Origin of the sequence: Bhargavaea sp. CC-171006 (assembly GCF_009761675.1) — a bacterium.
GTDB classification, from domain to species: Bacteria; Bacillota; Bacilli; order Bacillales_A; family Planococcaceae; genus Bhargavaea; species Bhargavaea changchunensis.
In genome coordinates this window covers 26,202-52,559 of record NZ_QUZH01000031.1, presented here as the reverse complement: position 1 = coordinate 52,559, position 26,358 = coordinate 26,202, and the positions used below count along the sequence as shown (strand labels likewise).

At 51.2% G+C, this 26,358-nt stretch carries 33 protein-coding genes; 16 read left to right on the top strand and 17 right to left on the bottom strand.

All coding sequences use genetic code 11. The annotated features are described in order from the left end of the window. Positions 1-422, top strand: a 422-nt coding sequence (locus DZC51_RS14560; RefSeq protein ID WP_157296289.1) for a transposase, incomplete at its 5' end; no start/stop codon positions are given. Between the two features lie 146 nt (positions 423-568). Here the strand turns inward: DZC51_RS14560 and DZC51_RS14555 are convergent. The 3 genes from DZC51_RS14555 to DZC51_RS14545 form a co-directional block, all read right to left on the bottom strand. Continuing rightward, on the bottom strand, positions 569-1,669 hold the full coding sequence (locus DZC51_RS14555; RefSeq protein ID WP_157297128.1) for a metallophosphoesterase family protein: 1,101 nt from the start codon (positions 1,667-1,669) through the stop codon (positions 569-571). 219 nt (positions 1,670-1,888) lie between these two features. Next, entirely contained in the window at positions 1,889-2,380 is a 492-nt protein-coding gene (locus tag DZC51_RS14550) for a GrpB family protein (RefSeq protein ID WP_157297126.1), read from the bottom strand. Between the two features lie 102 nt (positions 2,381-2,482). Further along, positions 2,483-2,878, bottom strand: a complete 396-nt coding sequence (locus DZC51_RS14545) for a VOC family protein (RefSeq protein ID WP_157297124.1) — start codon at positions 2,876-2,878, stop codon at positions 2,483-2,485. Positions 2,879-3,108: 230 nt separating this feature from the next. On the opposite strand from DZC51_RS14545, the gene DZC51_RS14540 reads away from it, so the two are divergent. Beyond that, entirely contained in the window at positions 3,109-3,486 is a 378-nt protein-coding gene (locus tag DZC51_RS14540) for a VOC family protein (protein ID WP_157297122.1), read from the top strand. Positions 3,487-3,569: 83 nt separating this feature from the next. Here DZC51_RS14540 and DZC51_RS14535 read toward each other — a convergent pair whose 3' ends face one another. The 5 genes from DZC51_RS14535 to DZC51_RS14515 form a co-directional block, all read right to left on the bottom strand. Then, positions 3,570-4,382 (bottom strand): undecaprenyl-diphosphate phosphatase, encoded by an 813-nt coding sequence (locus DZC51_RS14535; RefSeq protein WP_157297121.1) that lies wholly within the window; start codon positions 4,380-4,382, stop codon positions 3,570-3,572. Between the two features lie 827 nt (positions 4,383-5,209). After that, positions 5,210-5,494, bottom strand: coding sequence for a hypothetical protein (locus DZC51_RS14530; protein WP_157297119.1), 285 nt, complete (start codon positions 5,492-5,494; stop codon positions 5,210-5,212). Between the two features lie 68 nt (positions 5,495-5,562). Next, on the bottom strand, positions 5,563-5,796 hold the full coding sequence (locus DZC51_RS14525; protein ID WP_157297117.1) for a hypothetical protein: 234 nt from the start codon (positions 5,794-5,796) through the stop codon (positions 5,563-5,565). A 718-nt stretch (positions 5,797-6,514) separates the two neighbouring features. Beyond that, on the bottom strand, positions 6,515-6,712 hold the full coding sequence (locus tag DZC51_RS14520; protein WP_157297109.1) for a hypothetical protein: 198 nt from the start codon (positions 6,710-6,712) through the stop codon (positions 6,515-6,517). Between the two features lie 37 nt (positions 6,713-6,749). Then, positions 6,750-7,238 carry a hypothetical protein gene (locus DZC51_RS14515; protein ID WP_198304131.1) on the bottom strand — a complete coding sequence of 163 codons (489 nt, stop codon included), beginning with the start codon at positions 7,236-7,238 and terminating at the stop codon, positions 6,750-6,752. A gap of 175 nt (positions 7,239-7,413) precedes the next feature. On the opposite strand from DZC51_RS14515, the gene DZC51_RS14510 reads away from it, so the two are divergent. Continuing rightward, entirely contained in the window at positions 7,414-7,980 is a 567-nt protein-coding gene (locus DZC51_RS14510; RefSeq protein WP_157297105.1) for a recombinase family protein, read from the top strand. A 171-nt stretch (positions 7,981-8,151) separates the two neighbouring features. Here the strand turns inward: DZC51_RS14510 and DZC51_RS14505 are convergent, their stop codons facing one another. The 5 genes from DZC51_RS14505 to DZC51_RS14485 form a co-directional block, all read right to left on the bottom strand. Continuing rightward, on the bottom strand, positions 8,152-8,628 hold the full coding sequence (locus tag DZC51_RS14505; protein WP_157297103.1) for a DinB family protein: 477 nt from the start codon (positions 8,626-8,628) through the stop codon (positions 8,152-8,154). A gap of 74 nt (positions 8,629-8,702) precedes the next feature. Continuing rightward, the gene (locus DZC51_RS14500) at positions 8,703-9,200 is read right to left on the bottom strand and encodes a VanZ family protein (RefSeq protein WP_157297101.1); all 498 of its coding nucleotides are present in this window, start codon (positions 9,198-9,200) and stop codon (positions 8,703-8,705) included. Positions 9,201-9,487: 287 nt separating this feature from the next. Continuing rightward, on the bottom strand, positions 9,488-9,697 hold the full coding sequence (locus DZC51_RS14495) for a helix-turn-helix domain-containing protein (protein ID WP_157297100.1): 210 nt from the start codon (positions 9,695-9,697) through the stop codon (positions 9,488-9,490). A gap of 12 nt (positions 9,698-9,709) precedes the next feature. Next, positions 9,710-10,201 (bottom strand): DUF2975 domain-containing protein, encoded by a 492-nt coding sequence (locus tag DZC51_RS14490; RefSeq protein ID WP_157297098.1) that lies wholly within the window; start codon positions 10,199-10,201, stop codon positions 9,710-9,712. Positions 10,202-10,230: 29 nt separating this feature from the next. Beyond that, a complete protein-coding gene (locus DZC51_RS14485; protein WP_157297096.1) occupies positions 10,231-10,710 on the bottom strand; it encodes a DUF2975 domain-containing protein in 480 nt (159 codons plus the stop codon). Between the two features lie 348 nt (positions 10,711-11,058). On the opposite strand from DZC51_RS14485, the gene DZC51_RS14480 reads away from it, so the two are divergent. The 6 genes from DZC51_RS14480 to DZC51_RS14455 all read left to right on the top strand — a co-directional run bounded on the left by DZC51_RS14480 (position 11,059) and on the right by DZC51_RS14455 (position 14,893). Continuing rightward, positions 11,059-12,267 carry an MFS transporter gene (locus tag DZC51_RS14480; RefSeq protein ID WP_157297095.1) on the top strand — a complete coding sequence of 403 codons (1,209 nt, stop codon included), beginning with the start codon at positions 11,059-11,061 and terminating at the stop codon, positions 12,265-12,267. A 32-nt stretch (positions 12,268-12,299) separates the two neighbouring features. Further along, entirely contained in the window at positions 12,300-12,737 is a 438-nt protein-coding gene (locus tag DZC51_RS14475; protein ID WP_157297093.1) for a GNAT family N-acetyltransferase, read from the top strand. Positions 12,738-12,884: 147 nt separating this feature from the next. Continuing rightward, on the top strand, positions 12,885-13,430 hold the full coding sequence (locus tag DZC51_RS14470; protein WP_157297091.1) for a DUF5412 family protein: 546 nt from the start codon (positions 12,885-12,887) through the stop codon (positions 13,428-13,430). Positions 13,431-13,444: 14 nt separating this feature from the next. Further along, positions 13,445-14,197: a class I SAM-dependent methyltransferase gene (locus DZC51_RS14465; protein WP_157297089.1), complete on the top strand. Its 753-nt coding sequence runs from the start codon at positions 13,445-13,447 to the stop codon at positions 14,195-14,197. Next, positions 14,194-14,562 (top strand): hypothetical protein, encoded by a 369-nt coding sequence (locus DZC51_RS14460; protein ID WP_157297087.1) that lies wholly within the window; start codon positions 14,194-14,196, stop codon positions 14,560-14,562. The genes DZC51_RS14465 and DZC51_RS14460 overlap by 4 nt, the downstream gene beginning before the upstream one ends. Positions 14,563-14,653: 91 nt before the next feature. Then, entirely contained in the window at positions 14,654-14,893 is a 240-nt protein-coding gene (locus DZC51_RS14455) for a hypothetical protein (protein ID WP_157297085.1), read from the top strand. Positions 14,894-14,972: 79 nt separating this feature from the next. Here the strand turns inward: DZC51_RS14455 and DZC51_RS14450 are convergent, their stop codons facing one another. Continuing rightward, the gene (locus DZC51_RS14450; RefSeq protein WP_370513700.1) at positions 14,973-15,722 is read right to left on the bottom strand and encodes a class I SAM-dependent methyltransferase; all 750 of its coding nucleotides are present in this window, start codon (positions 15,720-15,722) and stop codon (positions 14,973-14,975) included. Between the two features lie 227 nt (positions 15,723-15,949). After that, entirely contained in the window at positions 15,950-16,849 is a 900-nt protein-coding gene (gene uvsE / locus DZC51_RS14445; RefSeq protein ID WP_157297081.1) for a UV DNA damage repair endonuclease UvsE, read from the bottom strand. A 199-nt stretch (positions 16,850-17,048) separates the two neighbouring features. On the opposite strand from uvsE, the gene DZC51_RS14440 reads away from it, so the two are divergent. From DZC51_RS14440 to DZC51_RS14430, 3 genes are all read left to right on the top strand, one after another. Then, on the top strand, positions 17,049-17,495 hold the full coding sequence (locus tag DZC51_RS14440; RefSeq protein WP_157297079.1) for a CopY/TcrY family copper transport repressor: 447 nt from the start codon (positions 17,049-17,051) through the stop codon (positions 17,493-17,495). 188 nt (positions 17,496-17,683) lie between these two features. After that, a complete protein-coding gene (copZ, locus tag DZC51_RS14435; protein ID WP_157297077.1) occupies positions 17,684-17,890 on the top strand; it encodes a copper chaperone CopZ in 207 nt (68 codons plus the stop codon). Between the two features lie 52 nt (positions 17,891-17,942). Continuing rightward, a complete protein-coding gene (locus tag DZC51_RS14430) occupies positions 17,943-20,360 on the top strand; it encodes a heavy metal translocating P-type ATPase (RefSeq protein WP_157297135.1) in 2,418 nt (805 codons plus the stop codon). 79 nt (positions 20,361-20,439) lie between these two features. On the opposite strand, the gene DZC51_RS14425 is transcribed toward DZC51_RS14430, so the two are convergent. After that, positions 20,440-21,405 carry an ABC transporter substrate-binding protein gene (locus tag DZC51_RS14425; RefSeq protein WP_157297075.1) on the bottom strand — a complete coding sequence of 322 codons (966 nt, stop codon included), beginning with the start codon at positions 21,403-21,405 and terminating at the stop codon, positions 20,440-20,442. A 241-nt stretch (positions 21,406-21,646) separates the two neighbouring features. Between DZC51_RS14425 and DZC51_RS14420 the strand changes: the two genes are divergently transcribed. From DZC51_RS14420 to DZC51_RS14405, 4 genes are read left to right on the top strand one after another with little or no spacing between them, the layout of a single operon-like run. Continuing rightward, complete coding sequence (locus DZC51_RS14420; protein ID WP_157297133.1) at positions 21,647-22,582, top strand: FecCD family ABC transporter permease; 936 nt, start codon at positions 21,647-21,649, stop codon at positions 22,580-22,582. Continuing rightward, the gene (locus DZC51_RS14415) at positions 22,579-23,634 is read left to right on the top strand and encodes a FecCD family ABC transporter permease (protein ID WP_157297073.1); all 1,056 of its coding nucleotides are present in this window, start codon (positions 22,579-22,581) and stop codon (positions 23,632-23,634) included. Before DZC51_RS14420 ends, DZC51_RS14415 begins: the two co-directional genes overlap by 4 nt. Before the next feature lie 20 nt (positions 23,635-23,654). Beyond that, positions 23,655-24,485, top strand: a complete 831-nt coding sequence (locus DZC51_RS14410; RefSeq protein ID WP_157297071.1) for an ABC transporter ATP-binding protein — start codon at positions 23,655-23,657, stop codon at positions 24,483-24,485. Next, positions 24,463-25,185 (top strand): IucA/IucC family C-terminal-domain containing protein, encoded by a 723-nt coding sequence (locus tag DZC51_RS14405; protein WP_157297069.1) that lies wholly within the window; start codon positions 24,463-24,465, stop codon positions 25,183-25,185. The genes DZC51_RS14410 and DZC51_RS14405 overlap by 23 nt, the downstream gene beginning before the upstream one ends. A 267-nt stretch (positions 25,186-25,452) precedes the next feature. On the opposite strand, the gene DZC51_RS14400 is transcribed toward DZC51_RS14405, so the two are convergent. Continuing rightward, positions 25,453-26,337 (bottom strand): hypothetical protein, encoded by an 885-nt coding sequence (locus tag DZC51_RS14400; RefSeq protein ID WP_157297067.1) that lies wholly within the window; start codon positions 26,335-26,337, stop codon positions 25,453-25,455. Between the last annotated feature and the right edge of the window lie 21 nt (positions 26,338-26,358).

The window sequence follows — 26,358 nt, the reverse complement described above, 5'->3', positions numbered from 1 at the left end:
TCCACTACGATTCCGAAAGGAATGCCTATATCTGTCCGAACGGACAGGAACTCCGGTATTCGACCACCAATAAGCAGGGCTACCGGGAGTACAAATCGAACGGGGCCAAATGTGCAGGTTGTCCGCTGCTTGCTCAATGCACTCAAAGCAAGAATCATGTAAAAGTCATCACCCGGCATATCTGGCAGGACTACCTCGATCAGGCAGAGGCCATTCGGCTCACCCCAGAAAACAAAGAAATCTATGCAAGGCGGAAAGAGACCGTAGAACGCGGTTTCGGAGATGCCAAGGAGAAGTGTGGCATGCGTTGGACAACCCTTCGTGGAAGGGCAAAAATGTCCATGCAGGCGATGCTTACTTTTGCTGCCCTGAATCTGAAGAGGTTGGCCTGCTGGACCTGGGAGTCACCCGAACCGGCCTGACGGCCGGTCATTCCAAGGGGATTTAAGGAGAAAACCACGATAAATTTCCAATAAAATTACTAAACGGACCTAGAGAGATTTCCTCTAGGTCCGTTTTGTCTACAGTCTGAAACCGCCGGGGTTCCGGCGGTTTTTCCATATCCCGATTATTCGATTCCAAAGTCTCTCGCGAAGACCATCTTGGTGTCGACGAGGACCCCTTCTGCGTTTTCATCGAGGTTAAAGACGCGTGCGCCGCGGAGGCGGTCGTTTTCCTCGCCACCAAGGCCGTAGGAACCGAATCCGGCGCTACCTGCATAGCCGAGCTTGATGCCATAGTAGTCGCCGACAAAGGTGTTGATGTGGTCATGGCCGGAGAAGACGCCTTGCACGTCGCCGCGCTCCAGCATGGCGGCGAACATGCCGCTGTTGAATGGTCCGGTGCAGACGCATTCGTTCTTTTCTCCGACGATGTCATGCTTGTCGACCGCTTTCTGATGGGCTTCTTCTGTCCGTTCAAACGGGCTGGCGTACCACATATACTCAAACTCCGGGAGCGGGATGTGCATGAATGCGAGTGACGGGACTTTGTGTCCTGTTGTCTGTTCCAGCTTTTCAGAAGTCTCGTAGTACCACTGGACTTGGTCGTGGCGAAGCCAGTCCCATGTCTGGTAGCCTTTGAAGTCCTGTCCTTCGATCTGATCCGGCGCATAGCGGCCGCTGTCGAACAGCCAGACGTTGAATGCCGCCGCCGTGTTCTTGGAGTTCTTGATCTCAATCGATGCATTGCCGGTTCCGGTGACTCCGTTAGGACCCGGTTTGTTCACGTTGTGTTCATACGACATGTAGACATCCAGCATATCTGCTTCGGTCATGCCGGTCTTCGATGTGTGGTCTTCATCGTGGTTTCCGAAAGTCACGGCCCAGTGGACGCCCCGGTCTTCCATCGGTTTGGCGATATTATCTATAGCCTGTTTGACCTCTTCTTCCGTGTCGATGTCCCCGTTCATCATATCGCCGTTCAGAATGGCCAGATCCGGTTTTTCCGCATCCAGCACCGTATTCATCAGTTCGATCGTCCGTGGATCAATCTCCTCGTCATCCTGGATATCGTTGAACTGAACAATCTTATAGTTGCCGTCAGCGTTGAATTGCAGCTTTTTGTTCTCGTTCGTCTTCCCCTCTACCGAAGGGCTGATGAGGCTGGTTGTCATCAGAACGACTGCACAGGCAATGGCGATGATGCCGGCCAGCGATTTCCACTTCATGATAAGACCCTCTTTCCTATGTATGTAGTGTTGCGCAGGCTTGCTCCCAATTTCACCGTCCCTCCATGATTTGGCATCTCTTCTCGCTCTAGTGTAGGTAAGGTCTGTTGATACATTGTTAACTGGGTATAAACTTTTGTTAAACATCTGATTAAGCCAGAATAAAAAAACCGCCGAATGCTTCGGCGGTATCGTATACTCTTCTGCTGATGGGCTCGATCATAGTTTTTTGTATTCGGATGTCTCCATGAGCTTTATAAAAAAACCGCTCTTCGCTTCTCTGTACTTATCCATATCGTTTCCTTCATGACTTTTCTTTAGCTCATCATATTCCTTCAAATATTTATTATTTTTCAGTAGAACCTCTCTGAACTTCCAAAAGAAATCTACTTCAGAATCGATAACAGTTAATTGGATTCCCAAAGGAGGAATGGCTGAGTCGTCTTGAAATGCTCTGAAATAATCCGTTTTTGAGCTGCCTTCATTAATCTCATATAACGCATCAAGTGATTTTACTGCAGTCGGAAATTGTTCCCTTGTAACACGCACCTGAATGTCCAGATCGCCTTTAGTCAGACAATTGGGTATGGCTGAACTTCCTACATGTTGGATATCAGCAAATGGCAGCTGTCCGCTTATTATTTTCTTGTTTGACAAAAATGCTTCTTTCGCATGTTCAAAATTGTTCTCGAAAAAAGTGACTTGCTCCATGTTCCTCACCTTCTGTACTCATGACATTCGTTCCTATTGGTTTGCTGTCTACCAACCATTTCAACAACTTGAAAAACCGCCGATTCCCTCGGCGGTTTCGTTTTACTTGGCATTCTCATCCGGCTGATGGATTCCGAAGAGGTTGCCTTCCGGATCGGTGTAGTAGCCCTGCCAGGCCATGCCGGGGAGAGCGTGCTTTGCGAGAGCGACAGTGCCGCCGTTTGCGAGGATCTTCTCATCCGTGGTGTCGTAGTCTTCGACACCCATTGTGCAGGCGAATCCGTTGAGCGGCTGCCCGGACTCCGGTGGCGGGCCTTGGCGCTGCATGAGGGCGCCGTTAATGCCCATTTCGTCCTTGTCCCCGGTCACAGCCCCGAAGTACGGCATGCCGGCGTATTCGCTCCAGTCTTCGAACGTCCAGCCGAATACTTCCCCGTAAAACTTCTTCGCGCGCTCCATGTCATCGACGTGAATTTCAAAGTGAATCGGTCTCCCCAATTTGCATTCCCCTTCCTCATCCTGAATGGTTCTTGTTCGACATGAAACCTAATGATCAACGTTGCGCCAATTACACCCCTTACCAGGTTTTATGTTCGCCTCCGAGTGGGCGAAGCCCTCTCAGTGTGAAAGATTTTCTTTCATCCAACTATGGATGAAGGACTTTCACTTCCGGCCAAAGAAATGGTGTAATCAGCAACACCATCCTTCCGATAAGGGGTGAACGATGAATGATCAGTAAAGTCGGCCAGATTATGCTGTATGTCAATGACCAGGACGAGGCCGTGAAATTCTGGACGGAACAATTGGGGTTTGCCGTGATCAATGAAGAGAACAATCAGCAGGGCCTGCGATGGATTGAAATTGCGCCAACCAAAGACGCGGAAACCAGCATCATCCTTCACGACAAGGAATTCGTTTCGAAGATGTCACCCGGCTTGAACCTGGGCACGCCTTCCTTGATGTTCTTCACGGACAATTTCGATCAACTACATCGTGATTTAAAAGAGAAGACGACTATCGGGGAAATCGTGGAGATGCCGTCGGGCAGGGTGTTTAACTTTGCCGACAATGAAGACAACTATTTTGCGGTGATGGAGAAGAAGTAAATTCCATTAATGAAGGAAGTCCCTTCGAGACGCCAGTTGTCGGCATCCGAAGGGACTTCTCTTTTGTTTATTGTTATTCCCAGTCAGAAAAAGATCAGCAGCAGAATACCGGCGATGAAGCAATAGTATGTAAAGTACACGAGCTTCCCGCTTTTCATGACGCCCATGAACCATTTCAGGGCAAAGTAGGTCATGAACAGGGTGGCGACAAATGCGGCGAGGTAAGGGATCATCAGGTCCGCTTTGTTCGGTTCGTCCACAAAGTCGCTCACACCGAGTACCAGGCCGCCGAGACTCACGGGGATGTAGAGCATGAACGAGAACCGCAGGGCAGTCTCCTGCTTCATGCCGACGGCGATTGCCGAAATGATCGTCGCGCCGGATCGGCTGATGCCCGGTGTCAGCGCAACGGCCTGTCCCAGACCGACGAGGATGGCATCTTTCGTCGTGATGTCGCTTTCGCCCTTGGCGCCTTTCATATTACGGATCAGCCACAGGGCGATCCCCGTGACGAATAGCATGATCGCGATCGTCGTCATGCTGACGTTCTCCGCGATATAGTCGCTCAGCAAAAAGCCGAGGGCCCCTGCCGGGATGGTTCCGATGACGATAAAGCAGACGAAGCGGAAGTCGCTTTTGTATCGTTCATTTTTCGTCTTCAAATAGTGCCATGAGTTGATCGTCAGCCTTGCGATGTCCTGACGGTAGATAAACAGGATCGCAAGCAACGAAGCGGTATTGGTCAGGATCGCGAATGTGAACCCCTGCTCCCCGAGCCCGAGCAGTTCGCTCGCCACCATGACGTGTCCGCTGGACGAAACCGGGATCGGTTCGGTGAATCCCTGGACGAGCCCGATCACGATCATTTTGATGATGAGTATTAAATCAGTTTCCATGTTGTCCTCCTTGTAAAACCCCTCCCCATTCTATCTGACCTGGCCGGTGGATGAAACAAGGAAAAGTCTTCGGGATTCGAAGGCTTTTCTTCTTGAGTTTGTCTGGTAGTGAAACGTCTCAGGAAAGACGGGAGGCCGATGTTGCCCAACTTCATGGACAAGGAGGAACTGTATCAGGTCGCCTGGTACCTCGAGCTGGACCTGGACATGGCGTTGAACGTGCTGAAGGCCAAGGGGTAGATAAGAAACCTGAAAGCCTGCCGAGATCATGAAGGATCGGCAGGCTTTCACGTTCAGAAAAATATTGTCGGACAAGGGTGATGCTGCATGTAATCGGCAGTAGGCGATGATTTCGTCATTCGCGGTCCGGAAAAGGACGAATGACGAGATCGGGGCGTTGAATGATGAAACTGAGTGCCCGAATGACGAAACCGCCGGAATCCGCGGTCGTTTTCCCTGCTGGGGAAGTCACAGAACAAATCCGTTTCCAGGCTTTTCCGGCGTGTTCCAATTCCGGGGCCTTATTGATTAGTTTTCTCATCTTTTTTCCACTTTAGATACTCATACACGATGTCACCGAGAGTGGCCAGAGTAGCAATAAGTGGTATCCAGAACCTAAAGTACACATTATCAAAATCCGGATGGCCTTCCGCCTCTGCAACTGCCCAGTACAAAAACGCCAGAATTAAAGGGCCACCCCAAAGCGTTCGGATGAACTTTCCTTTGGCATTCAGTTCCCCGTAGCCAATCTTAATATCTTTCTTGATACCAACACCCCCGTTTCATCCTCCTCGGCGCCGCCACTCAGTTTCTCAAACATTGAGCAATCATTTTTTACCTTTTAGCTCCAAAAGAATCGGTGCGCTATTAATCAAGATCGAGGCGACGGTCAATACCCATAATGCCCGTTCCATGCCAGGCACGACATCCATTAGAGCTGCCCAATCTTCAGCTTTCACCCAGCCGGATACCAGGCTGTATTCTGCACAATGGGTTAAAGCCGTGAGCGATAACCCCATCGCCATGGCAAGCTTATAATCCTTCCCTGCTTTGTACAAATAAAGATTCGTAATCGTTGCGGCTATCGCGAGAACCCCTAATATGATCCACATAGCTACATCCCCATTTTTATGTACTCCCCTAAATGCGAGTGCTGGTAAATTGGACGTTAGAACTTGCTTTATGATTCTTTTTTCCACTTTCTGTACTTATATACTAAGTCTGCGAAGTAAAGCAGCGTAAATAAAAGTGGAACCCACTCTTCAAAAAATATATTGTCAAACGAAGGATGTTCAGGCGCAAACCAAACAGCCCAGTACAGAAATAGCAGAGCTAAAAAGCCACTCCAAAGCGATCGGATGAACTTTCCTTTGGCATCCAGCTCCCAATAGAAAATCTTGAACTCCTTTTTCATGCCGCCACCCTCACATACACTTTACCATTATTCATAAAACCCATATAAATTTCCAGAAAATCAATTTGTCATATGGATAAATATGTTACGATGGGCAGACAGTTTGACGTGAAGGAAGGACAAAGTGAGTACGACGTATCTGGTGATTATTCTTGCCGCCGGGATTCTCTTATCCGCCCTGTTATCGTATGTATTTAGGGACGGAAAAAGTGGATCGAGGCCGTGAGTTCTTTTACGCGAAATTAACTCACAGAAGGAAAATGATCCGGACCCTTTCCCTCTTTCCATTCTTCATCCTAATCTTAATTGCAGGCTATTATTTGATCGAATGGAAAGAGGAACCCAATATACTGTTTGGTCTTTTCCTTCTCACCCTCCCGTCGATTCAGTTTTTCTACGAATATTGTATGTGGAGGAAACACGAATACGAAAAGAATTCATGATCTCTCAAACAAAAAGGCTTCTCCAACTTATAAGGGGGAATGAGGTTGTCTCGCCAAAAGAAAAGGCTTTTTAACATTGGCTATTGGATCTACCTAATCGGATTGGTCATTGCCTATTTCACCGTTGACCCGAGAAATTTCCATGTACCTTTATTCACCTTAACCATCCTGTTTGGCGCCTTTAACGTGTTTCTTTTTTTCAGGAAAGATCATGCATCGTAGAATGACTCCTATGATATACAGAAGAAGATGGTTGCGTAGTCGTCTTATTCGGGTCAAGAATTCTTTTTCTTTATCGATTTGATTTTTCTAAAGAGGAATCTCACAACATCAACCATCACCCCTACAATGGCTACGGTTATAAAAGACCATATGGAAGGCACAAATGGGCCAGGCCCGAACAGCAAGTTTACAATGGTCCCATACACCAACAAACCTATACCGAAGAAGGTATACCTGCGATCAGCGTCCATCCAACCTTCCCCCTCCCCAATCACTTCTCCGGACCGGCTATGCCCGAGCCTGATGCACGTGTCGCTTGTTCTTAAAGAGCCGTTCCAACACTACCTCGACAATCCAATAAACCAGCGCAACGACAGTTCCAATTAAGATGGAAAGTAGGAGCGCTGGAAGAACGAAGTCATCCTGCATTGCCAAAATTGCGATCAACCCTGCGTTACCGGCTCCGCTGAGTACATAGGCCTGCAGTTTCTTAAACTTGCTGCGAGTGTATTGGGCTGCTGTCCACGACACGCCAATCCCCAAGGTTAAATAAATCGGAGCGATATACATGACGTTAATGATAAATAACTCGGTCCACCCGAAATGATAAACCCCATGCTCGAGCTCATCTTTCGGTGTGTATAGGAGCGAGCTCAGCAATGCCGTTAAGATGACCGATGATGCTATGGCAGCAATAAACCTGACCAACTGAATCCCCCACTTCGCCCTTCCTTTCCGCCATTTTACCATATGCAGGAAAATCCATACATTGCACATCGAAAAAGACCGCCAAGTCGTAGCCGATTTGGCGGTCTAGTGTACTGCGTGTTGTACCAACGTTCCGATTATTTTCGCGCGAAATGTACGAAATCAGTTAGCCGTATGGGTGTATAATCCCCCGCCGAATCTCCCACACTAGGTTCATCTCAGAATCTATTGGAGGAGATCCGCTATGACCATCCAACTGCCGCCGATCCGAAAAGCTGCCGTATATGTCCGTTCGACCTACTGGGGCCGCGCGCCGCTCCATGCATCTGCCGACGACAATGAAGAGCTCCTCTTGCGGGTGGTCGAGGGGCGCTGTGACTATGATCTTTTTTACGAAGCCAGCAGCTACAAGCGGAACGAAGCCGCGATGGAACTGCTGAGGTGGGCCGACATGGGCGAATTCGATGCCATCGTTACGCGGCACATCCATTCATTTGGACTAGGAATCAAGTTCGACTGGGACACGATGATGGGCCTGATGATGGCCCGGGGCATCCGGATCATCACACCGGAGAAGGTGTATTCAAGGGAAAACCGGAACGACATGACGTATCTGGAATTCATGATGCGCGCGCTCCGGGATGAATACGAAATCAAGTTCGGGGCGGAGTGGGACCGCGTGAAGATGAGCTACCGCTTGAGGAAGACACCGGTGGAGCTGATGAGCCTGTACGAGCGGCCTGCTTCTGCGCAGGTGATCGAGTTTCCGGGGAGGTCCGGACGGGAGCAGTTGCCGGGAGAACCGTCTTAAGTCAGGGGCGGCGGTTTCGTCATTCGCGGCGGCGGTTTCGTCATTCGCGGCTCCGGTTTCGTCATTCGTGACGCCGATTTCGTCATTCGTGGCCGCAGTTTCGTCATTCAACCTTAATCGCATGAAAAAGGGACCATCGGCAATCGATGGTCCCTTCTTGCTGTATTTCTTTTAATAAGAGAAGAGCGGCTTTAATGAACGTCCCACATAATGTGCGGGGACAGGAGTGAGATCAAGTTCTCTCGCCCAGACCGAGAGCTGTCCGATGTGGTGGATTTCATGTGCGATGAGGTGATGCAACACCTCATCCACTGTGTACACCTCATCCTCCCACGGGACACGTACCACTTCCTCATTCCGCCCCTCTCCTTTAACCTTCAGAAACTCTACGACCTCATTTCTGCATCGGGCAGAAAGGGATTGTACTTTCTCAAGCGTATCGAAGTCGGCAAAGTCGAACACGATATCTTCCTTGTCCTGAATTCCCCGGATCCAGCTGTATTCGACGTCAATGATATGAAATAGCGTCTTCAAGATACTGCCCACGCCTCCGGTTCTGGACCTGACCAGCTCTTCTTCAGGCAGCTGCCTGCACCAGGCAAACCACTCGTCTCTTACCTGCCAGTTGTATTCAAAGAAAGGGATCATGCGCGTACGCTCCTGTTTATTATTGTTTATATTAGGCTTCACTGAGAGGCCATGAGAATACACAAGTCCGTTCCTTAAAAATTTTCATTAACCTGACCCTGAAGGTTCTGCCTCAACAGCTTCTGTATAATCTTAGTTTTCCAGATCCCAAATCCCATCAAAGCACCAAGCATGTTAAGAATGAAATCATCAATATCAAAGCTTCCTCTTCTAGTAACCACTTGCACCACTTCAATCAAAATTAAAATGACGCTCATCGCAATCGCTAAATCTCTTATTTTATTTATCTTTGTTATGTAGTAAGGCAGATAGATTCCCATTGGCAAGAACAGCAGTAAGTTACCGAAGAGATTTTTTATAGGAATATCCCTATTCATGCTGCCATCGAAAAACCTTGTAACATATGTACTTATAGTTTTAAACGGTACAAAATTCGAGGAGTTTCTGATGTATTCCATCCACGTTAAACCGGACCATAAAAAGCCTCTGGAACTTAAGAACAGCAAAACGGCCAACGCAACTAAATAACACACAAAGCTTATGTTAATAACGATTTTAATACCTTTTTTCATCTAACCCCCCCCAGGCTTAGCTACACGAAGTAATACAACGGCATACAGATAGATTATACCAAAAAGGTCCTGTATTTCCTGATTTTATTTATAACTCGCTAATAAATTGAGTTACCAAAAGGACCATCCGCGATGGATGGTCCCTTTCCTCATGATTCCTCTATATGTGGTGAAAGTACACAATCGTCTCACGAAAGTACATTAAAGGTCCGCGAAAGTACACCAAGAGTCCTTGAAAGTACACCATCCGTGCCCGAAAGTACACTATGCGACAAATACGCCCGCTTTTACTCCTCTTCCCTATACTCCAGAATGTCCCCCGGCTGACAGTCGAGCGCTTTGCAGATGCCTTCAAGCGTCGAGAAGCGGACGGCCTTGGCCTTTCCGTTTTTCAGGATGGACAGGTTGGCCATCGTGACGCCGACTTTTTCGGAGAGTTCGGTGACGCTCATTTTGCGCTTGGCGAGCATGACGTCGAGATTAATAATGATTGGCATTTGACTCCCTCCTCAGACCGTCAGTTCGTTTTCTTGTTTGATGTCGATCGCCTGTTTCAGCAGCCGCTGGAGCACCGCGGCGAAGACGGCGATCACGAGCGACGCGCCGACGATGACCAGGCCGATCAGGGCGAGGCCCGGGGCGTCATCCCATTCGGCGATCATGAAGATGAGCGGAAGCGCGGCCACATACAGTGCACTGATCGTGACGGCACAGTTGCGGATTATCTTGAGCGACGTGACCGACAGCTCCGAGAACGCCTCGTTGCGGTCGATGTAGCCTAGGAGCTTCAATGCCTGGTAAAGAGCCATGTAAAACGGGATGGCCGAAATGTACATGATGGCCATCAGGCCGAGGACAATCGAAGGCAGTTGCATCCCTTCGCCGATATACCCCATTGCTTCCAGGACAATCTTCGGAAGGATCAGTACCGCAATCAGGAGCACCGGGATGCCCATTACGATGACTGCAAGCCTCAGAAGTAACGTAGAACCTTTTTTCATATCGTGCACCTCGTTTCTTAATTGATGGATCAGACAATGAATTCATTTTCCGCACGGATGGAGATGGCCTGTTTCAGAAGATGCCCGAGCACCGCCGAGAAAACGGCGATTACGACTGAAATCCCGACGATGCCCATGCCGATGACGACGAGGCCAGGAGCGTCTTCTATTCGTGCGAGGGCAGCAAACACAGGCAGACCGAATGCAAACATGACGCCGACGATCGCGGCACAGCGCCGGATCTTCCTTAATGCAAGGATAGACGGCTCCGAGAACGCCTCCCCGTGGTCGATCATGACCAACAGCCGCCAAGTCTCACGCAGTGCCATGAAATAAGGTACTGCCGATCCGGCCAAAACGGCGAATAGTCCCCAGTCAGCAAACGGCAGTGCTTCCCCGCGGATCAGCGCAAGCGATACTTCGAAGCCAAGCTGGAGGACGACCGCAAGCACCGGCAGGCCCATCACAATCAAAGTGAGCCTCAGGAACAATGTAGATCCCCTCTTCATCAAGCACACCTCTTCCCGTTGATTCTTCTCGATTATAGATAAATGTATATCGAATATCAATAAATAATGATTGGAATTCGAAAAACTTTTTCTTCACACAAGAAACGTGCTGCACCCTGGTCGGGCAGCAGCACGCTTTTGGGCTGACGGGCGAGTTTGCACGTTCGGTGCTTGAGATTGCACGTTAGGACCGCGAGTCTGCTTGTTGGAGCCGCAGTTTGCATATTCGGCCACCCAGATTTCACATTCGGAAGCTATCCAATGTATAAAAATTGCAACAATTCCCTTTCCTTATCCTTCTGTCCTTGCAGTATAGTTGGGTTAACACGTTTTTCCGGGGGGATGCGGATGAGGAGGAGTACGCTGTACGGATTGCTGATCGGGGGCATCGGGGTGTCCCAGTTCGGCAACTGGATTTATTTGATCGCGCTGAATCTGCTCGTGTTTAACATGACCGGTTCGGCAGCGGCCGTCGCGCTTCTTTATGTCATCGGCCCTTCCGCCCGGGTAGTCATGAGTTTGTTCGCCGGCTCGGTGATTGACCGCTCCGACAAGAAGCGGCTCATGATCGCCTCCGACATCATCAGGGGCGTGCTTGTCTTCATGATGCCATTCGCCGGGTCGATCTGGGTGGTCTATCTGCTGGTCTTCCTGACAAACGCGACCGGTACGTTTTTCGGTCCGAGTTCAACATTCGTCATCACGAAGCTTGTCCCGGACCATGAACGCAAGCGGTTTAATTCGTTCATGGGGATGATGAATTCCGGAGCGTTCCTCGTTGGTCCGGCGCTTGCGGGTGTGCTGATCATGACTGTCGGGACGACTTGGACGGTTTTCCTGAACAGCGCGACGTTCTTCGTCTGCGCTGCCGCCATCGCGCTTCTGCCGGTACCAAAAGAAACGGGTGCCCCATCCGGACGGTTTGGTTGGCAGATGCTGCGTGATGATTTCGGCGAAGTCGCCCGATTTATCCGGTCGGAGCCGTTCTTCTTCCGCATCTACTTGATCTTCCAGACCGCGCTCATGCTGGCGTTTGCCCTGGACTCACAGGAAGTGACGTTCATCAAGCAGGACCTGGCTCTCGGCGACCAGAAGTACGGGCTGCTCGTGAGCATTGCGGGAGCCGGGTCGCTCATTGGGGCGTCGCTATCTGCCGCATTTGCGAAAAAGCTGTCTCTGCAGGCCTACCTCGGATTCGGGACCGTGCTGACAATGGTGGCGTATGCGGCATTCTACAGCTCGGCCGGCTTTTATACCGCGATGGCCGCCTTTGTCCTGCTCGGCATCTTCATGGCGTTCAGCAATGCCGGATACGACACGTTCTATCAGCGCAACGTGCCGACCGCTCTCATGGGACGCGTCGGCAGTCTGGCGGCCATCTTCCAGAACGTCCTGCAGATTCTCTTCACCCTTCTGCTTGGCATGCTGGCGGAATGGTTCAGCGTTCAGGGGGCGGCGATCGGCTTCGCCCTGCTAGCGATTGTGCTCGCGGGCATCCTGTCCGTTTCGGTATTTGACCGGAAGAAAGCCGGATACTTTGAGGCGGAAAGTGCATAAAAGAAATGAAGACCACCAAGGGGGATGTAGACATGGACACACTGATCATTAAAGAACTTGAGTCAACCAGTGAGCTGTTGGCCGCATTTCCGGTCATGAAGCAATTGCGGACGCATCTTGATGAAACCACCTACCTTGAACTTGTGAAAGAAGCAAAGGAAAAGGACAGCTACAGGATTCTGGCCCTTCAGGACGGCAATGAAATTATTTCGGTGATCGGCTTTAAACCGATGATCACGCTCTACTACGGCAGATTCGTCTGGGTGTGCGACCTGGTCACCGATCAGAACCGCCGCTCCGGCGGATACGGTCAAAAGCTGCTGGATTACGTTCACGGCTGGGCGAAGGAGAACAGCTACACAAGCGTCGCCCTGTCTTCGGGCCTGCAGCGTGAGGATGCACACCGTTTCTATGAAGAAAAGATGGAGTATGACCGGGTCAGTTACGTGTTCAGGAAGGCCCTTGACTAACCTAGCCCAGAAAGTTGCAAAGCCCCCGCCGGATTGCGATGAAGCGATTCGGCGGGGGGGCTTTTGTCAGAATGATTTCAATTCCCTCTACATCAAACTCTGATTTTACAGTATAGTGGAAATAACAGGGGGATTTGGGGGATAAAGATGGGGAGTTTTCTGCTGATTTCACTATTTGTACTTTGTGCCGCTCTGGCCGGCATCTTGCTGCTGGTCCGGCTGCTTGCGCAAAAGCAGGCTCCAAAAGGGATGCTCGCCGCATTTCTGGGACTGGCGGCAGTCGCCATCGGTCTTTCGATTTATGAAACGCAATTCCACCCGTTCGACCGCAGCGGAGGAGAATCCTACATGGAGCCGCTCGATTCCCCTTCCGGCCGATACACCGCAAGCGCCTATTATCGTCCGTACGGAGGAGCGGCCGGCGGTGTCACGGTCTGGGTGGATGTTACGGGAGATGGCGGCAAACCGAAGACGGTCTACTACGCGGAAGCCAACAGCCGCTTTGATGTCCAATGGACGGATGAAGGCCTCCTTTCCGTCACGTATGAAGAGCCGGGCTATCCCGATTCCGACCGCAGCGTAGAGCTCAAAGTCGGCAAAGAAATTTATAATGACACCGGAAAGGCTTGCGGGACCTTACTGGTGAAAATGAAATACGAAAATTGCATTGCGAAAATGGAAAGGGAACAATAGGGGGAGGCACTCTTATGAAGACAACGGATAACCTGGAGATCTATAATGACCCGCTCCAATATGACAGGGAATACGGTGGGTACGACGCAGATGTCCGGTTCATTCTCGGGCACCTGCCCCCCGCCGGCTCGGTAGTCATCGACCTTGCCTGCGGTACGGGGCGGATCACGCTGCCACTCGCAGAAGTCGGGTATGAAGTGACCGGCGTCGACCTGCATGAGGGAATGCTTGAACGTGCCCGGGAGAAAGCGGCGGAACAAGGACTGCCCGTCCGCTTCCTCCAGCAGGACTGCCGGTCGCTCGACCTTCCTGTTTCCTCTCAGCTCATTGTCATGGCGGGCAACTCGTTCCAGCACTTCCTGACGAATGAGGACCAAGACCGGATGATGGAAAGCGTCCGGCGGCATCTCGAGCCGGGCGGCCGGTTCATCTTCGATACGCGAAATCCCGTGCCATCGGAACTCGCCGTACCGGACCGTTATGAAGTGGATGCGGAAGCCGGCGGTCGTCGGATCCGAGAGGTTCACACCGAGACCTATGACCCCGTCACACAGATCCTTCATTGCACGACGGAGAAGTTCACCGAAGACGGCGCACCGCTCGGCCAGGATGCCATCTCGCTCCGCTACACCTATCCGCTCGAACTGGAGCGGCTCCTCCGGCAGCAAGGCTTCCGGCTGGAGACCATGTACGGTGACTGGAGCGGGCGCCCTTTTGAAGCGGAAAGCGGACAGATGATATGTGTCTGCAGGATAGAAGAGCCATGATCATCACCGCCAACCAATGGAAAATCACCTTCGAGCTGCTCTTTTATCTGTCAGCAGTCACCGCGATTGTTTCGGTGTTCGAACGTACATCAGAGTGGGAAGCCATACTTGTGTTCCTCGCCCTTGGCACTATCCGGGAGATTCTAAACAAGACGATTGCAAAAGACCTCGATACTGTCTTTGACCACAAGGCCTTTAAATTCCTGGATTCCGTCTTGATAGCTGTACTAGTGGTCGGAATGTACTGGCGCTACCGGGATATCGGCATCCTTATTTCTACCGGAATCACTGCGCTCCTCGCACTATTTACATTTCTATTTCGTTTATTTAAGCGGGACGACCCGGCCAGTGAAGACAAGTTTTAAGCTCCCGTTGAATCCACATCATGGACGTCAACAGTCCGCGTCCCGTGTTATCATTACAGTACAATTCATTTTTCCCTTGGAGGCGAGTGACATGGACAAGCAGGGCCAGGAAAAGTTCCTGAGTTTCATCCTGGAGCGGGTGCAGGATGGCAAAGAGGACGAAGCAAGAGCGATCCTGAAGGAGAATTTCCGGAAGCAGGATGAGGGCACGTTTTCTCAGCAGGAGATCCAGGAGTTCGTTCCGAAGATGATCGGCCTCATCAAGCCGGAACGGCTGGAGGAAGTACAGGCCGTCGTGAGGAAATTCTCCGGGGATTTTGGCAATCGATGAAGTTTGCCCAGTAGAGTCCGCTGTACGGGCTTCTTCTAATACATCTTCACCAAAAAACGACCCATTGCAGGTCGTTTTTTCATTTTCCCCCAATGATCAAAAACCTTTTGGAGTTTGTCCGGATTCCCTTGTCAGTCCGATTTTTTTCGATAAAATCATTCAAGGTGTTGAAGTCTTTCTGATCGCGCCCGAAGTCCGGAACGATGGGGGTATGCTTCAATAAGAAAAGGAGATCTTCCGGCCGCTCATAGTATTCCGTCGCATCATATTCAAGTGCCTGAACATGTGAGAAGCCGGCTTCATGCAATTCTTGTATGTACCTTTTTTTCAATGCGCCATCTTCATGATTTAACGATTGCCCTCTGCCAAACGCCTTTTTGATATTCAATTTATCAGATTCACTCACTTGCTGTGTCATAAACAATCCACCGGTTTTTAGAGCTCGAAATACTTCCTTTGAAGAGAATGGAGCGTGGCGGCTGGTAACCAGATCAAAAAATCCATCCGGGAATTGCAGCTTTTCAGCAGGCATTTGAAAGAACCTGATGTTGGACACAGCTGAATTCCGAAGGTTTGATTCGGCTGTTTGAATCATTTCTTTGGATAAGTCAATTCCAATTGCAAAAAGCAGTGAAGGTGAAAGCTTCAACAGATTTTTCCCGCCGCCAGTGCCGATATCCAACAGCACCTCACTGCTGTTGCACCTGCTTTTCACCTCTTGAACAAAGTCCCATTCCACGCCTTCGGATAAAACCTTCACATCACCAAAATCCCATCCATTCACCTTACCGACTTTGTCGTAAAAACGCTCGTAACCGCTCATATGGATCCCCCCTTCGCATATGTTTACGTCTATCATACGATTCCTGAGGTCCCTGGACCACTTCATGAAAGGCGATGCAAAAAGGACCATCGCCAACGATGGTCCCTTTCCTGATCGACTATTTTGCTGAAAGTACACTAACGGACCGCGAAAGTACACAAGCGTCCCCGAAAGTACACAACCGGCTCTTGAAAGTACACTAAGCTGCCAGACGCCGAGGACCCTCTCTCTGCTTACGGCTGATCCACCTCGATCCCCCGCTCCTTCAGCATCTCAATCACGCCGAGCGCGGCCTGTTCCTTCATCTTCGCCTCGACCATGATGTCGACGTCCTGCCCGTCCAGCTCGGCAAGCAGCCAGTCCAGGTCTTCGGGAACGATGTAGTTATGATGCGGGCGGTCATCAGGTCGGTCGCGGCCCGAGCTGATGTGGACTTTAGGGGTGCCGACCGGCTCCCACGTCTTCCAGACACGGGGAAGCAGTTCGTCCAGCGGTTCGTCCGCCGGATGGCAGCGGTGGTGGTGGATGTCGAAGCAGGCCGGGATGCCGGCCGCTTCACATACATATAGCACGTCCGCCAGATTATATGTACGGTCGTCATTTTCATATCTCAGTTTCGTGCGAATCCACTCCGGGAGCCGCTCCGTCTCGTCAATCAGCCGCCCGAGCGCTGCCTCCGGGTCGCCATATTTGCCGCCGAGATGGAGGATCATATCCTCCGCCCCGGTCAGTTCCATGAGGGTTGCGTGGTGCTCAAGATCCTCGTGCGTCTTCCTGACGACCCCGGGGTTAGGCGAGTTCAGCACCGAGTACTGGCCAGGATGCATCGAGATCCGTAGATTGAATTTATCACGGAGGGCTTTGATTTCCCCGCAGATTTCCTGCACGTCGGGGTCATTCGCCCAGTCCCACGTGTTCACCGGGTGCGTCGCGAGCACGATCAGGTCGCTGCTCAGACGGTAAAATCCGGTGCCGTGGACGATGTTCCACCCGATGATTTTCTTTGTATGGCGCAGATTTGCGAGCGTCAGCTCTTTGAGCACCCGCTCGCCCTCCTTTTCCGCCGTCGCCACCCGGCACGTGCGGAAACCGCCTTTTAATGTCGTATTGATGCAGGCATAACCGACTTTCATGATGCCGTCCTCCCGTCCGATCCTTCATCTCTTGAGTATCTTTACCCCAACATCAGGATTTTACCGGGGACCGGCGAATCTTTACCGCATCCAGGTGAACAATTACCTCTGCACGTTTAGGCGTCTGTCCTTGACACGAATCGTTTACAAACGTAAACTTTAATCAACACTAAAACGGATGGGAAGGGAGGATTGCCGGATGGGTACTGAAACAGATTTCAAAGTCACCGACTCCGAATGGGAGGTCATGCGTGTTGTCTGGGCACACGGCCAAGTATCCAGCAAGGAGATCATCAACGTCCTTGAGCAGAAAATGGGATGGAAGCCCGGCACGACCAAAACCTTCATCGGCAGGCTAGTCACCAAAGGCATGCTGGATACCCAGACGGAAGGCAGACGTTACCTGTACTCGGCGAAAGTTAGTGAAAACAAGTTTGTCCGCCATTCGCTGGGCGACTTTTTCAGCCATGTGTGCAATAAGGAAGTCGGAAAGACAATCGCGGAAGTTCTGTCAGAGGCCACATTAAGCCATCAGGACATTGCCCTTCTCCAGGAAGTGCTAGAGGCGAAAAAGAAAGTTGCTGTGGATGTGGTTCCCTGCAATTGCGTCCCGGGGCAATGTCATTGCAACGTGCATCATCACTGAGTTTCACCCTGTCTTATTACGGTGCAGTAATAGGACAACTTTTTCGCCTTTCATATACCCCCTGCAAGTATTTAAGCCAGACTCTTGACACTATTCGTTTACAAATGTAGACTGAAGTTAGAAAGACTACAAACGTAAACCATTGCTGTCAGCCGGTGATGAATTTTCTCATTATAGGAGGAAAACAAATGAAAGAAATCACTCTTGATGTCCGTGGCATGTCTTGCGGACACTGTGTAAATGCCATTGAAGGAAGTGTCGGTGAACTCCAAGGAGTCCGTCATGTAAAGGTGGACCTTCAGAAAGCCCAGCTGTCCCTCTCTTACGACGAATCAGCGGTATCCCTCTCAGAAATCCAAGAAGCCATTGAAGATCAGGGTTATGAAGTAGCCTAATTCTTTTTTGCCAAAACATACCCCCATGCGGTATGAGGAAGGTGGAATGAAAATGACTGTGTCAGCCAAAGAAGCAAGCATCCAAATCACAGGGATGACTTGCGCGTCTTGCGCAACCCGGATCGAGAAAGGGCTGAACAAGATGGAGGGGGTGGAGCAGGCGTCCGTCAACCTGGCCCTTGAGAAATCCTCGATCATGTACAATCCGTCCAAATTAAGCGAAGTTGACTTTCAAGAGAAAATCGAAGCGCTCGGGTACGGAGTGGTAAAACAGAAAGCAGAATTTGAAATCACGGGAATGACGTGTGCCGCGTGTGCGACACGGATCGAAAAAGGCCTGTCCAAGACGGACGGCGTGACCGCGGCCAACGTCAACCTGGCCCTTGAAAAAGCGACAATCGAATACAATCCTTCTGAAGTATCGGTCCGTGACCTCATCGGGAAGGTTGAAAAACTCGGCTACGGTGCACATCAGAAGCAGGACGGCCAGGAGCCTGCCGACTACCGGGAACAGCACATCAAAGACCAGCAGGGCAAGTTCTTCGCTTCCCTGATCCTTTCCCTGCCGCTGCTCTGGACGATGTTTGCGCACTTCTCCTTCACTTCATTTATGTACGTGCCGGAGATCCTGATGAATCCGTGGGTGCAGATGGCGCTCGCGACTCCCGTCCAGTTCATCATCGGGAAACAGTTCTATGAGGGCGCCTATAAAGCCCTCCGCAACGGCAGCGCGAACATGGACGTTCTCGTCGCGATGGGTACCTCTGCCGCCTACTTCTACAGTGTCTATCAGGCAATCGCGACTGCAGGAACCGGCCATGCGCCCCACCTGTACTTTGAGACAAGTGCGGTGCTGATCACGCTCATCGTCCTCGGGAAACTCTTTGAAGCGAAAGCCAAGGGACGCTCTTCCGAGGCCATCAAGAAACTGATGGGCCTCCAAGCCAAAACGGCGACCGTCCTGAGAGACGGAACGGAAAAAGAGATTCCGCTGGATGAAGTCCTTGCCGGGGACACCATCCTCGTGAAACCGGGCGAAAAGATCCCGGTCGATGGTGAAATGCTTGAAGGGAACACCGCGGTGGACGAATCGATGCTTTCCGGCGAAAGCCTTCCGGTCGACAAGCAGGCCGGCGATGCGCTCTTCGGATCCACCATCAATAAAAACGGGTTCATCAAGATGACCGCGACCAAGATCGGACGGGACACTGCACTTGCCCAAATCATCAAAGTGGTCGAAGATGCACAGGGCTCGAAGGCACCGATCCAGAGAATGGCGGATAAGATCTCGGGCATCTTCGTCCCGATCGTCGTCGGGATCGCTGTCCTGGCATTTCTCGTCTGGTTCTTCTTCATCCAGCCGGGTGAATTCACACCGGCACTGGAAGTGCTCATCGCCATCCTCGTCATCGCCTGCCCTTGTGCCCTCGGCCTTGCGACCCCGACCTCCATCATGGCGGGCTCCGGCCGGGCAGCGGAATATGGAATCCTGTTCAAGGGCGGCGAACATCTCGAGCAGACACAGGCGCTCGACACGGTAGTCGTCGATAAGACCGGTACGGTCACGCACGGAAAGCCGGTACTGACCGATGTCCGCGTTGCGGACGGCCAAGATGAAGCGGCATTCCTCGCGCTGGTCGGCGCGGCCGAAAAGCAGTCCGAGCACCCATTGGCTGAAGCCATCGTCCAGGGCGTCACGGATAAGGGAATCCCACTCGGCAATGTTCAATTCTTCGAAGCGGTGCCGGGCCATGGCGTCATCGCAACCGTCGACGGGCAAGGGATCATCATCGGCACACGCAAACTGATGCAGGAATACGGCATAGACGTGCAGACCGTCCTTCCTGTCATGGAAAAACTGGAACGCCAAGGCAAAACGGCAATGATTGCAGGCATCAACGGCCAATACGCCGGAATGGTCGCCGTCGCGGACACGATCAAGGACACGTCTGCCGAAGCCATCAAACGCCTGAAAGACATGGGCATCACCGTCATCATGATGACGGGAGACAATGAACGGACGGCACAAACGATCGGAAAAGAAGTCGGTGTCGATGCCGTCATCGCCGAAGTGCTTCCGGAAGGCAAAGCGAAGGAAGTCGAGAAACTTCAAAAACAAGGCAAGAAAGTCGCCATGGTCGGCGACGGCATCAACGACGCCCCTGCCCTTGCCACCGCCGACGTCGGCATGGCGATCGGCACAGGCACGGACGTTGCGATGGAAGCCGCCGATATCACGCTCATCCGCGGAGACCTGAACAGCATCGCCGACGCCATCCTGATGAGCCGTAAAACCATGCGCAACATCAAAGAGAACCTGTTCTGGGCATTCGCCTACAACAGCGCCGGCATCCCGATTGCCGCGGCAGGCCTCCTCGCCCCCTGGGTCGCAGGCGCCGCGATGGCTTTCAGCTCCGTGTCGGTTGTTCTGAACGCTTTGAGGCTGCAGAGAGTGAAACTGTCCAAGTGAACCAGTAGCATCAAGAGCCCCTGGAAACGCATATCGTTTCCAGGGGCTCTTTTACATTGTCATGTATTTCTAAATACTTTTACTGATGCTGTTCCATGATCTCATCCAAGTCATCAAGCATCAGGTTCGCTGCGATCACACCGCCGGCAGTGTTCCATATCGAGTCGTTGACTTTATAAATATTTCCTGCCTGAACAGCCTCGAGGTTCTTGAATAAAGGCTTGTTCAACCACTCGTCTTCCAAAGCCTGTGCTTCTCCGTCACCCGTTTCATAGGTGAAATAGAAGATGAGGTCCCCGTCCATTGCCGGGATGCGTTCTTCAGAAACATTTTTCTCTGCAAAGTCATCCACATTCTGGCTTTCCGGTCGGCTAAATCCGATTTGCTCTAAAATCACACCAGCAAAGGTATCCTTATGATAAATCCGGACATCCCCCGCCATGAAGCGGACAAGCGAAATCTCCGTATCCAGTTGATCCGCATATTTTTCTTTCAGTTCACCGATGCGCGCATCAAAATCGGCAAGGACCTTTTCCCCCTCTTCCTGTTTGTTGAGGGCTTCAGCATAAAGTTTGAAGTTCTCCTTCCAATCCCCGCGCAGTGTCTCGGCAAACACTGTCGGAGCGATTTTCTCCAACTGAGGATAGATATCCTCCTGACGCATCTTATTCCCGATGATGAGATCCGGCTTAAGTTTGGCAATTGCCTCAACATTGACTTGGCTCTCCTCACCGACGACTTCCACGCCTTCCATCTCATCAGAGATGTGATCATACCAAGGTTCTCCAACCCATGACTTCACAGCACCCACCGGCTTTACACCCATTGAGAGCAGTGATTCCGTTCCTTCATTGGTCAGAATGACGACTCGCTTCGGCGTATCCGGGATTTCAGTCGTTCCCATTGCATGCTCAACGGTGTAACTGTTTCCTCCGGACTCTTTCCCTCCGGACTCCTCTTTTTTATCGGTGTTTCCACCGCATGCTCCGAGCACAAGCACGGACAGCAAAATGCTTATCAACCAGAACCTTTTATTAAAAGACATCCCTTGTTTCCTCCTCGTAAATGAAAAGCATTATCAATTAACAACCCTATCATACAAACCACAGAGAAGACTGTCAATATTATATTGATAATGATTTTCAATGTCATTGACACAAGATGCCAGATTTATTACACTTGAGCGGTCAAGACCAACAGGAAGGTACATTTGAAATATGAAGATTGTTCAACATATAGGAAAGATTGTCTGGCTATCCGTTAGTACAGCAGCTTTAGTCTTGCTGATGGGGTTGAGTATCGTTTTGGGATATACGGATACATCCATCCAGACTGCTATAGATGCATTTACAAGCTTCGACGGATCCAACGAACATATCATCGTCCAGTCGATCCGCCTGCCGAGAGCCTTGATCGCAGCATCGGTTGGGGCGTGTCTCGCTATCGCTGGTGTAATCGCCCAAAGCCTGACGAGAAACCCGCTGGCTTCTCCCGGAATCTTGGGCATCAACGCGGGTGCCGGGTTTGCCGTGGTGACGGGGGTTGTGATTTTTCATATCACGGACCTTCAGACATTTGCGTGGATGGCGTTTCTGGGCGCAACTTTTGCAGCCATCACGGTGTATACCATCGGTTCATATGGCCGGGAAGGGCTAACGCCTATGAAATTGACTCTGGCCGGAGCAGCGATGGCAGCACTCTTCGCTTCAGGCACACAAGGGCTGCTTGTTATGAATGAAGCGGCACTTGAGCAGGTGCTATTCTGGCTGGCGGGGTCGATTGCCGGACGAAAGCTTGAAATGCTGACGGCTGTACTTCCCTATATGGCGGTTGGCTTTTTGCTCGCACTGTTACTGGCATCCAAGCTGAACGTTTTAATGATGGGTGAAGATGTAGCCAGAGGCCTCGGCCTGAAAACCGGACTCGTTAAGCTGACTGCCGGGGTTTCCATCGTCATTTTGGCCGGAAGCGCGGTCGCGATTGCCGGTCCAATCGGATTCATCGGCATCGTCATTCCTCATATTGCCCGGAAGATCATCGGTGTGGATCATCGCTGGCTTATTCCGTTTTCAGGGGTACTGGGCGGAATTCTCCTCCTTGCCGCTGATATCGGCGCAAGGTATGCACTCATGCCGCAGGAAGTGCCGGTCGGGGTGATGACTGCAGTTATTGGAACACCCTTTTTCATTTACATCGCGAGAAAGGGGTTCAACCACTCATGAGAAAGTATAAAAGCCTTAGGATCTTAGGAGGACGCATCTCCGTCCTTACCGAGAAAAAGGCGGCATTAACAATTACCACACTCTTTTTAATCATGGGGGCAGCCATTGTAGCCAGCACAGGTTTAGGCGATGTAAAGGTGTCACCGATGAACGTTTTGAATGTGTTTTTCGGCGGTGGTTCCGATTTGGAACGCTTGGTGGTCACCGAATTTCGTCTGCCGAGAACGATTGTAGCCGTGTTTGTAGGTATGGCGCTGGCTGCGGCTGGTGCCGTTTTACAAGGAATGATCCGCAACCCGCTTGCTTCCCCTGACATCATTGGGGTGACCGGTGGTGCAGGTGCAGCGGTCGTCGGATTTCTGGCAGTGTTCAGCAACGAATCCAATGCACTCACTGTCAGTGTGAACTGGATATCACTGGCTGCATTTCTCGGTGCATTGCTGACAGCATCGATTGTCTATTTTCTGGCCTATAAAGACGGCATCTCTCCTGTGCGGCTAGTATTAATCGGGATTGGCGTTTCGGCTCTGATGCAGGCGCTTACGACTTTCCTGATGATCATGGGGCCTATCCATCGTGCGGCCCAGGCCAATATTTGGATTACAGGAAGTGTCAATGGCTCTAACTGGGGGAACGTCCAGGTGCTCGTTCCTCTGGTCACTGTATTGCTGCTGACAGCATTTATAACAGCCTCCAAGCTCAATATCCAGGAGCTTGGTGAGCAATTGGCCACCGGGCTTGGCGGCCGTGTACAGGCACAGCGCCTATTCATGCTGGTCATCAGTACTGCACTTGTCGGTGCGGCCGTTGCTTTTGGCGGAACAATGGGCTTTGTTGGCCTGATGGCACCCCATATGGCAAGAAGGTTGGTCGGGGGCACCTATGGCGCACTGCTTCCGGCTGCTGCACTGATCGGCGGCCTCCTTGTCCTATTTGCGGATATGATCGGCCGGACGCTTTTCCTTCCGCTCGAAGTGCCGGCCGGCGTGTTCACCGCGACCATTGGAGCACCGTACTTTATTTATCTTCTGCTAAAGACAAGAAATTCATGATAAAAGGAGCCGAACCTCAAATGAACGTGATTCAAACGGATTCCCTGACCCTTTCCTATGGTGACCGGATCATTATAGATGATCTGGATTTGGCAATTCCCAAAGGGGAAATCACGGTATTCATCGGGGCCAACGGTTGCGGCAAATCGACGCTGCTTCAATCCATCGCAAGGCTGCTGAAGCCGAAAAGCGGTTCAGTACTGCTTTCAGGATCAGATATTGCCAAGCTACCGACGAAGGAAGTCGCGCGGAAGATGGCGATGCTTCCGCAGTCACCGGTACCTCCGGAAGGCCTGTCTGTTCTTCAGCTTGTCAAACAGGGGCGATACCCGCATCAGAGCTGGCTGAAGCAATGGTCAAAAAGGGATGAGGAAATTGTGAAAAAAGCCCTTGACGCAACCGGCCTGACTGAATTTAAGGACCGGCAAGTGGATGAACTGTCAGGCGGCCAGCGCCAACGGGCATGGATTGCCATGACACTCGCACAGGATACCGATATCATTCTTCTGGACGAGCCCACCACGTACCTTGACATGGCCCACCAGATTGAAATCTTGGATCTCCTGTATGAGCTGAATGCAAATGAAGGCAGGACCATCGTGATGGTCCTGCATGATCTGAACCTCTCCTGCCGATACGCACACAACGTCATCGCCATTCGTGATCAAACGATCTATGCACAGGGGAAACCGGAAGAAGTCGTCAGCTGCAAGCTGGTGCAGGACGTATTCGGAATGGATTGCAATATCACAACCGACCCGATTTTCGGCACACCTCTCTGTATTCCACACGGAAAAGGCCGTTGCATCCTAAAAGGCGGGAAACTGAATGCCGTACCCATTGCTCAATAAACAGGAAATCGAGCAACTGTCGAGATACCGCCTGAAACTGGATGCAGCAGGAGAAACGGTTGATTATTTATCCATTGCAGATCCTGAACAGTTACCCGATGTCCTCGACCGCCTCACCCGGAGATTGGAAGCACCAAACGCCTGTGTGACCGCCTCCATTCTGACGAAACGTCTGGCCTTTTATGCGGTGATTCACCTGTATGCGATGACCGTACTCGGGAAACGGCTCCGTGTCGATTTGCGGGAATTTAAATTAGTCGATGAGTCCCGGGAAGAGCTCTGGCTTCCCGTGTTCGACTTTGGGAACTTCTCCATAGAAGAGCCGGTAGGGTCACGGACAAAGTGGCGTGCACAGATTGTGGAGCATGTATTTGGCGAAACACTATCCCCTGTGATCCGCAGACTGAAGGAACAGACCCGCCTAAAGGAATCGATTATGTGGGAAAATACAGCGCTATACGTTCATTGGATCTATAATCAGATTTCCGCAATTCCTGATTTGAGACGGTTAGCCATGGATGACTTGCATTATATCTTCCATGAGGCCCCTGCGTCGGCCTTCGGAGCCTCAGTAGAAAACCCCCTGACTGCATTTGCAGGAACGGCCGAATTGGGGCGGAGCACTTGTTGCCTGTCTTACATGCTCAAAACTCGGAATTGCTGTAATGGATGTCCGATCGCCCCCCGGGTTCAATCGTAGAACGGAAATGCGGAAAGACCGCCAGAATATGCGGTCTTTTTACTTTGGTTCGACACTGCATTCTCATGCTTAGCGGTAGCTAGGGCTTTCACTTCCGTTACAAAATAGACAGCACAGATCCCGCCCGGAATCTGTGCTGTCTATTTATTTTTTCAATTTCTGATTCGTCCAGACACCGCCAAAGATCAAAATGGCAACCACCAGGTGACGATAGTTTATGTTCACCACCGACACCTCCCGAATCAGACGTTGGACCATACCATTGCATCAGCTCTTGCGATGAATTCTGACCTGATACTGAGCCCACTCCACGTTGAGCTCCTCCAAACTGACGATCTTCCAAGGATTAAAGAACGTCTGGCCATTCTTATTGAATATCATGTGATTTCCGATGTGATAGGCTGCGTGCTGGATCTCACCAGCCTGATCCACATACGTGATAACATCACCCTGCATCAAATCCCCTTTTGCCGGAGAATAACCGGCCCGCCGCAATCCGTTCATCAGCGTTCCGGGATGAATCCATTCATGAATCATCCATTCTTGTTCTGTTACGGCATACAGGGCAGCAGCGAAGCAGTTGCTTCCGGGGATGGCTGTAAAACGGTTGGCATACTTCCTGATATGGACCGGTGTCTCTTCAGGCACTTTTGCAGCTTCCCATTTGTCCCACATCCGGGCATACGCCTGAATGGCAAGTGCCTTTACCGGATGCGGCAGCCCTTTCCACATTCCTTTCCGTATGACGACAAAGGTCCCCTCTTCCACTTCCACGATATGGTCGTCAGGAATCCCCTCTTCAGAAGGAAACAATCCGATTGGAAAAATCATACCCTTGCCCATCCTGCACTGATTGAATAGAAGAGTCCGCCTCTCCTGGCCGGGCAATTGTTCGAGCCATTCCGGCGGGGCCACAATGACAGACGTGGCCTGCTTGGAGAGTGTCCAATACATATAGCTGTTGTTCATCTGGATCTGACTGTAGGTAGAGTGCGCGGAAAATTCTTTCTGCGGCGTGATCAGGACTCCGTCCAGATACGCATCCAACTCCTCCAACATGGAATCATCCATGAAAAATAGATCCTTCTCAGGAACAAATTGATCGACCCAAGACTCCACCTGTTCAGCTGCTGGCCTGATTGTAACCGCCATGCCCATCCCCCTTTTATCCCC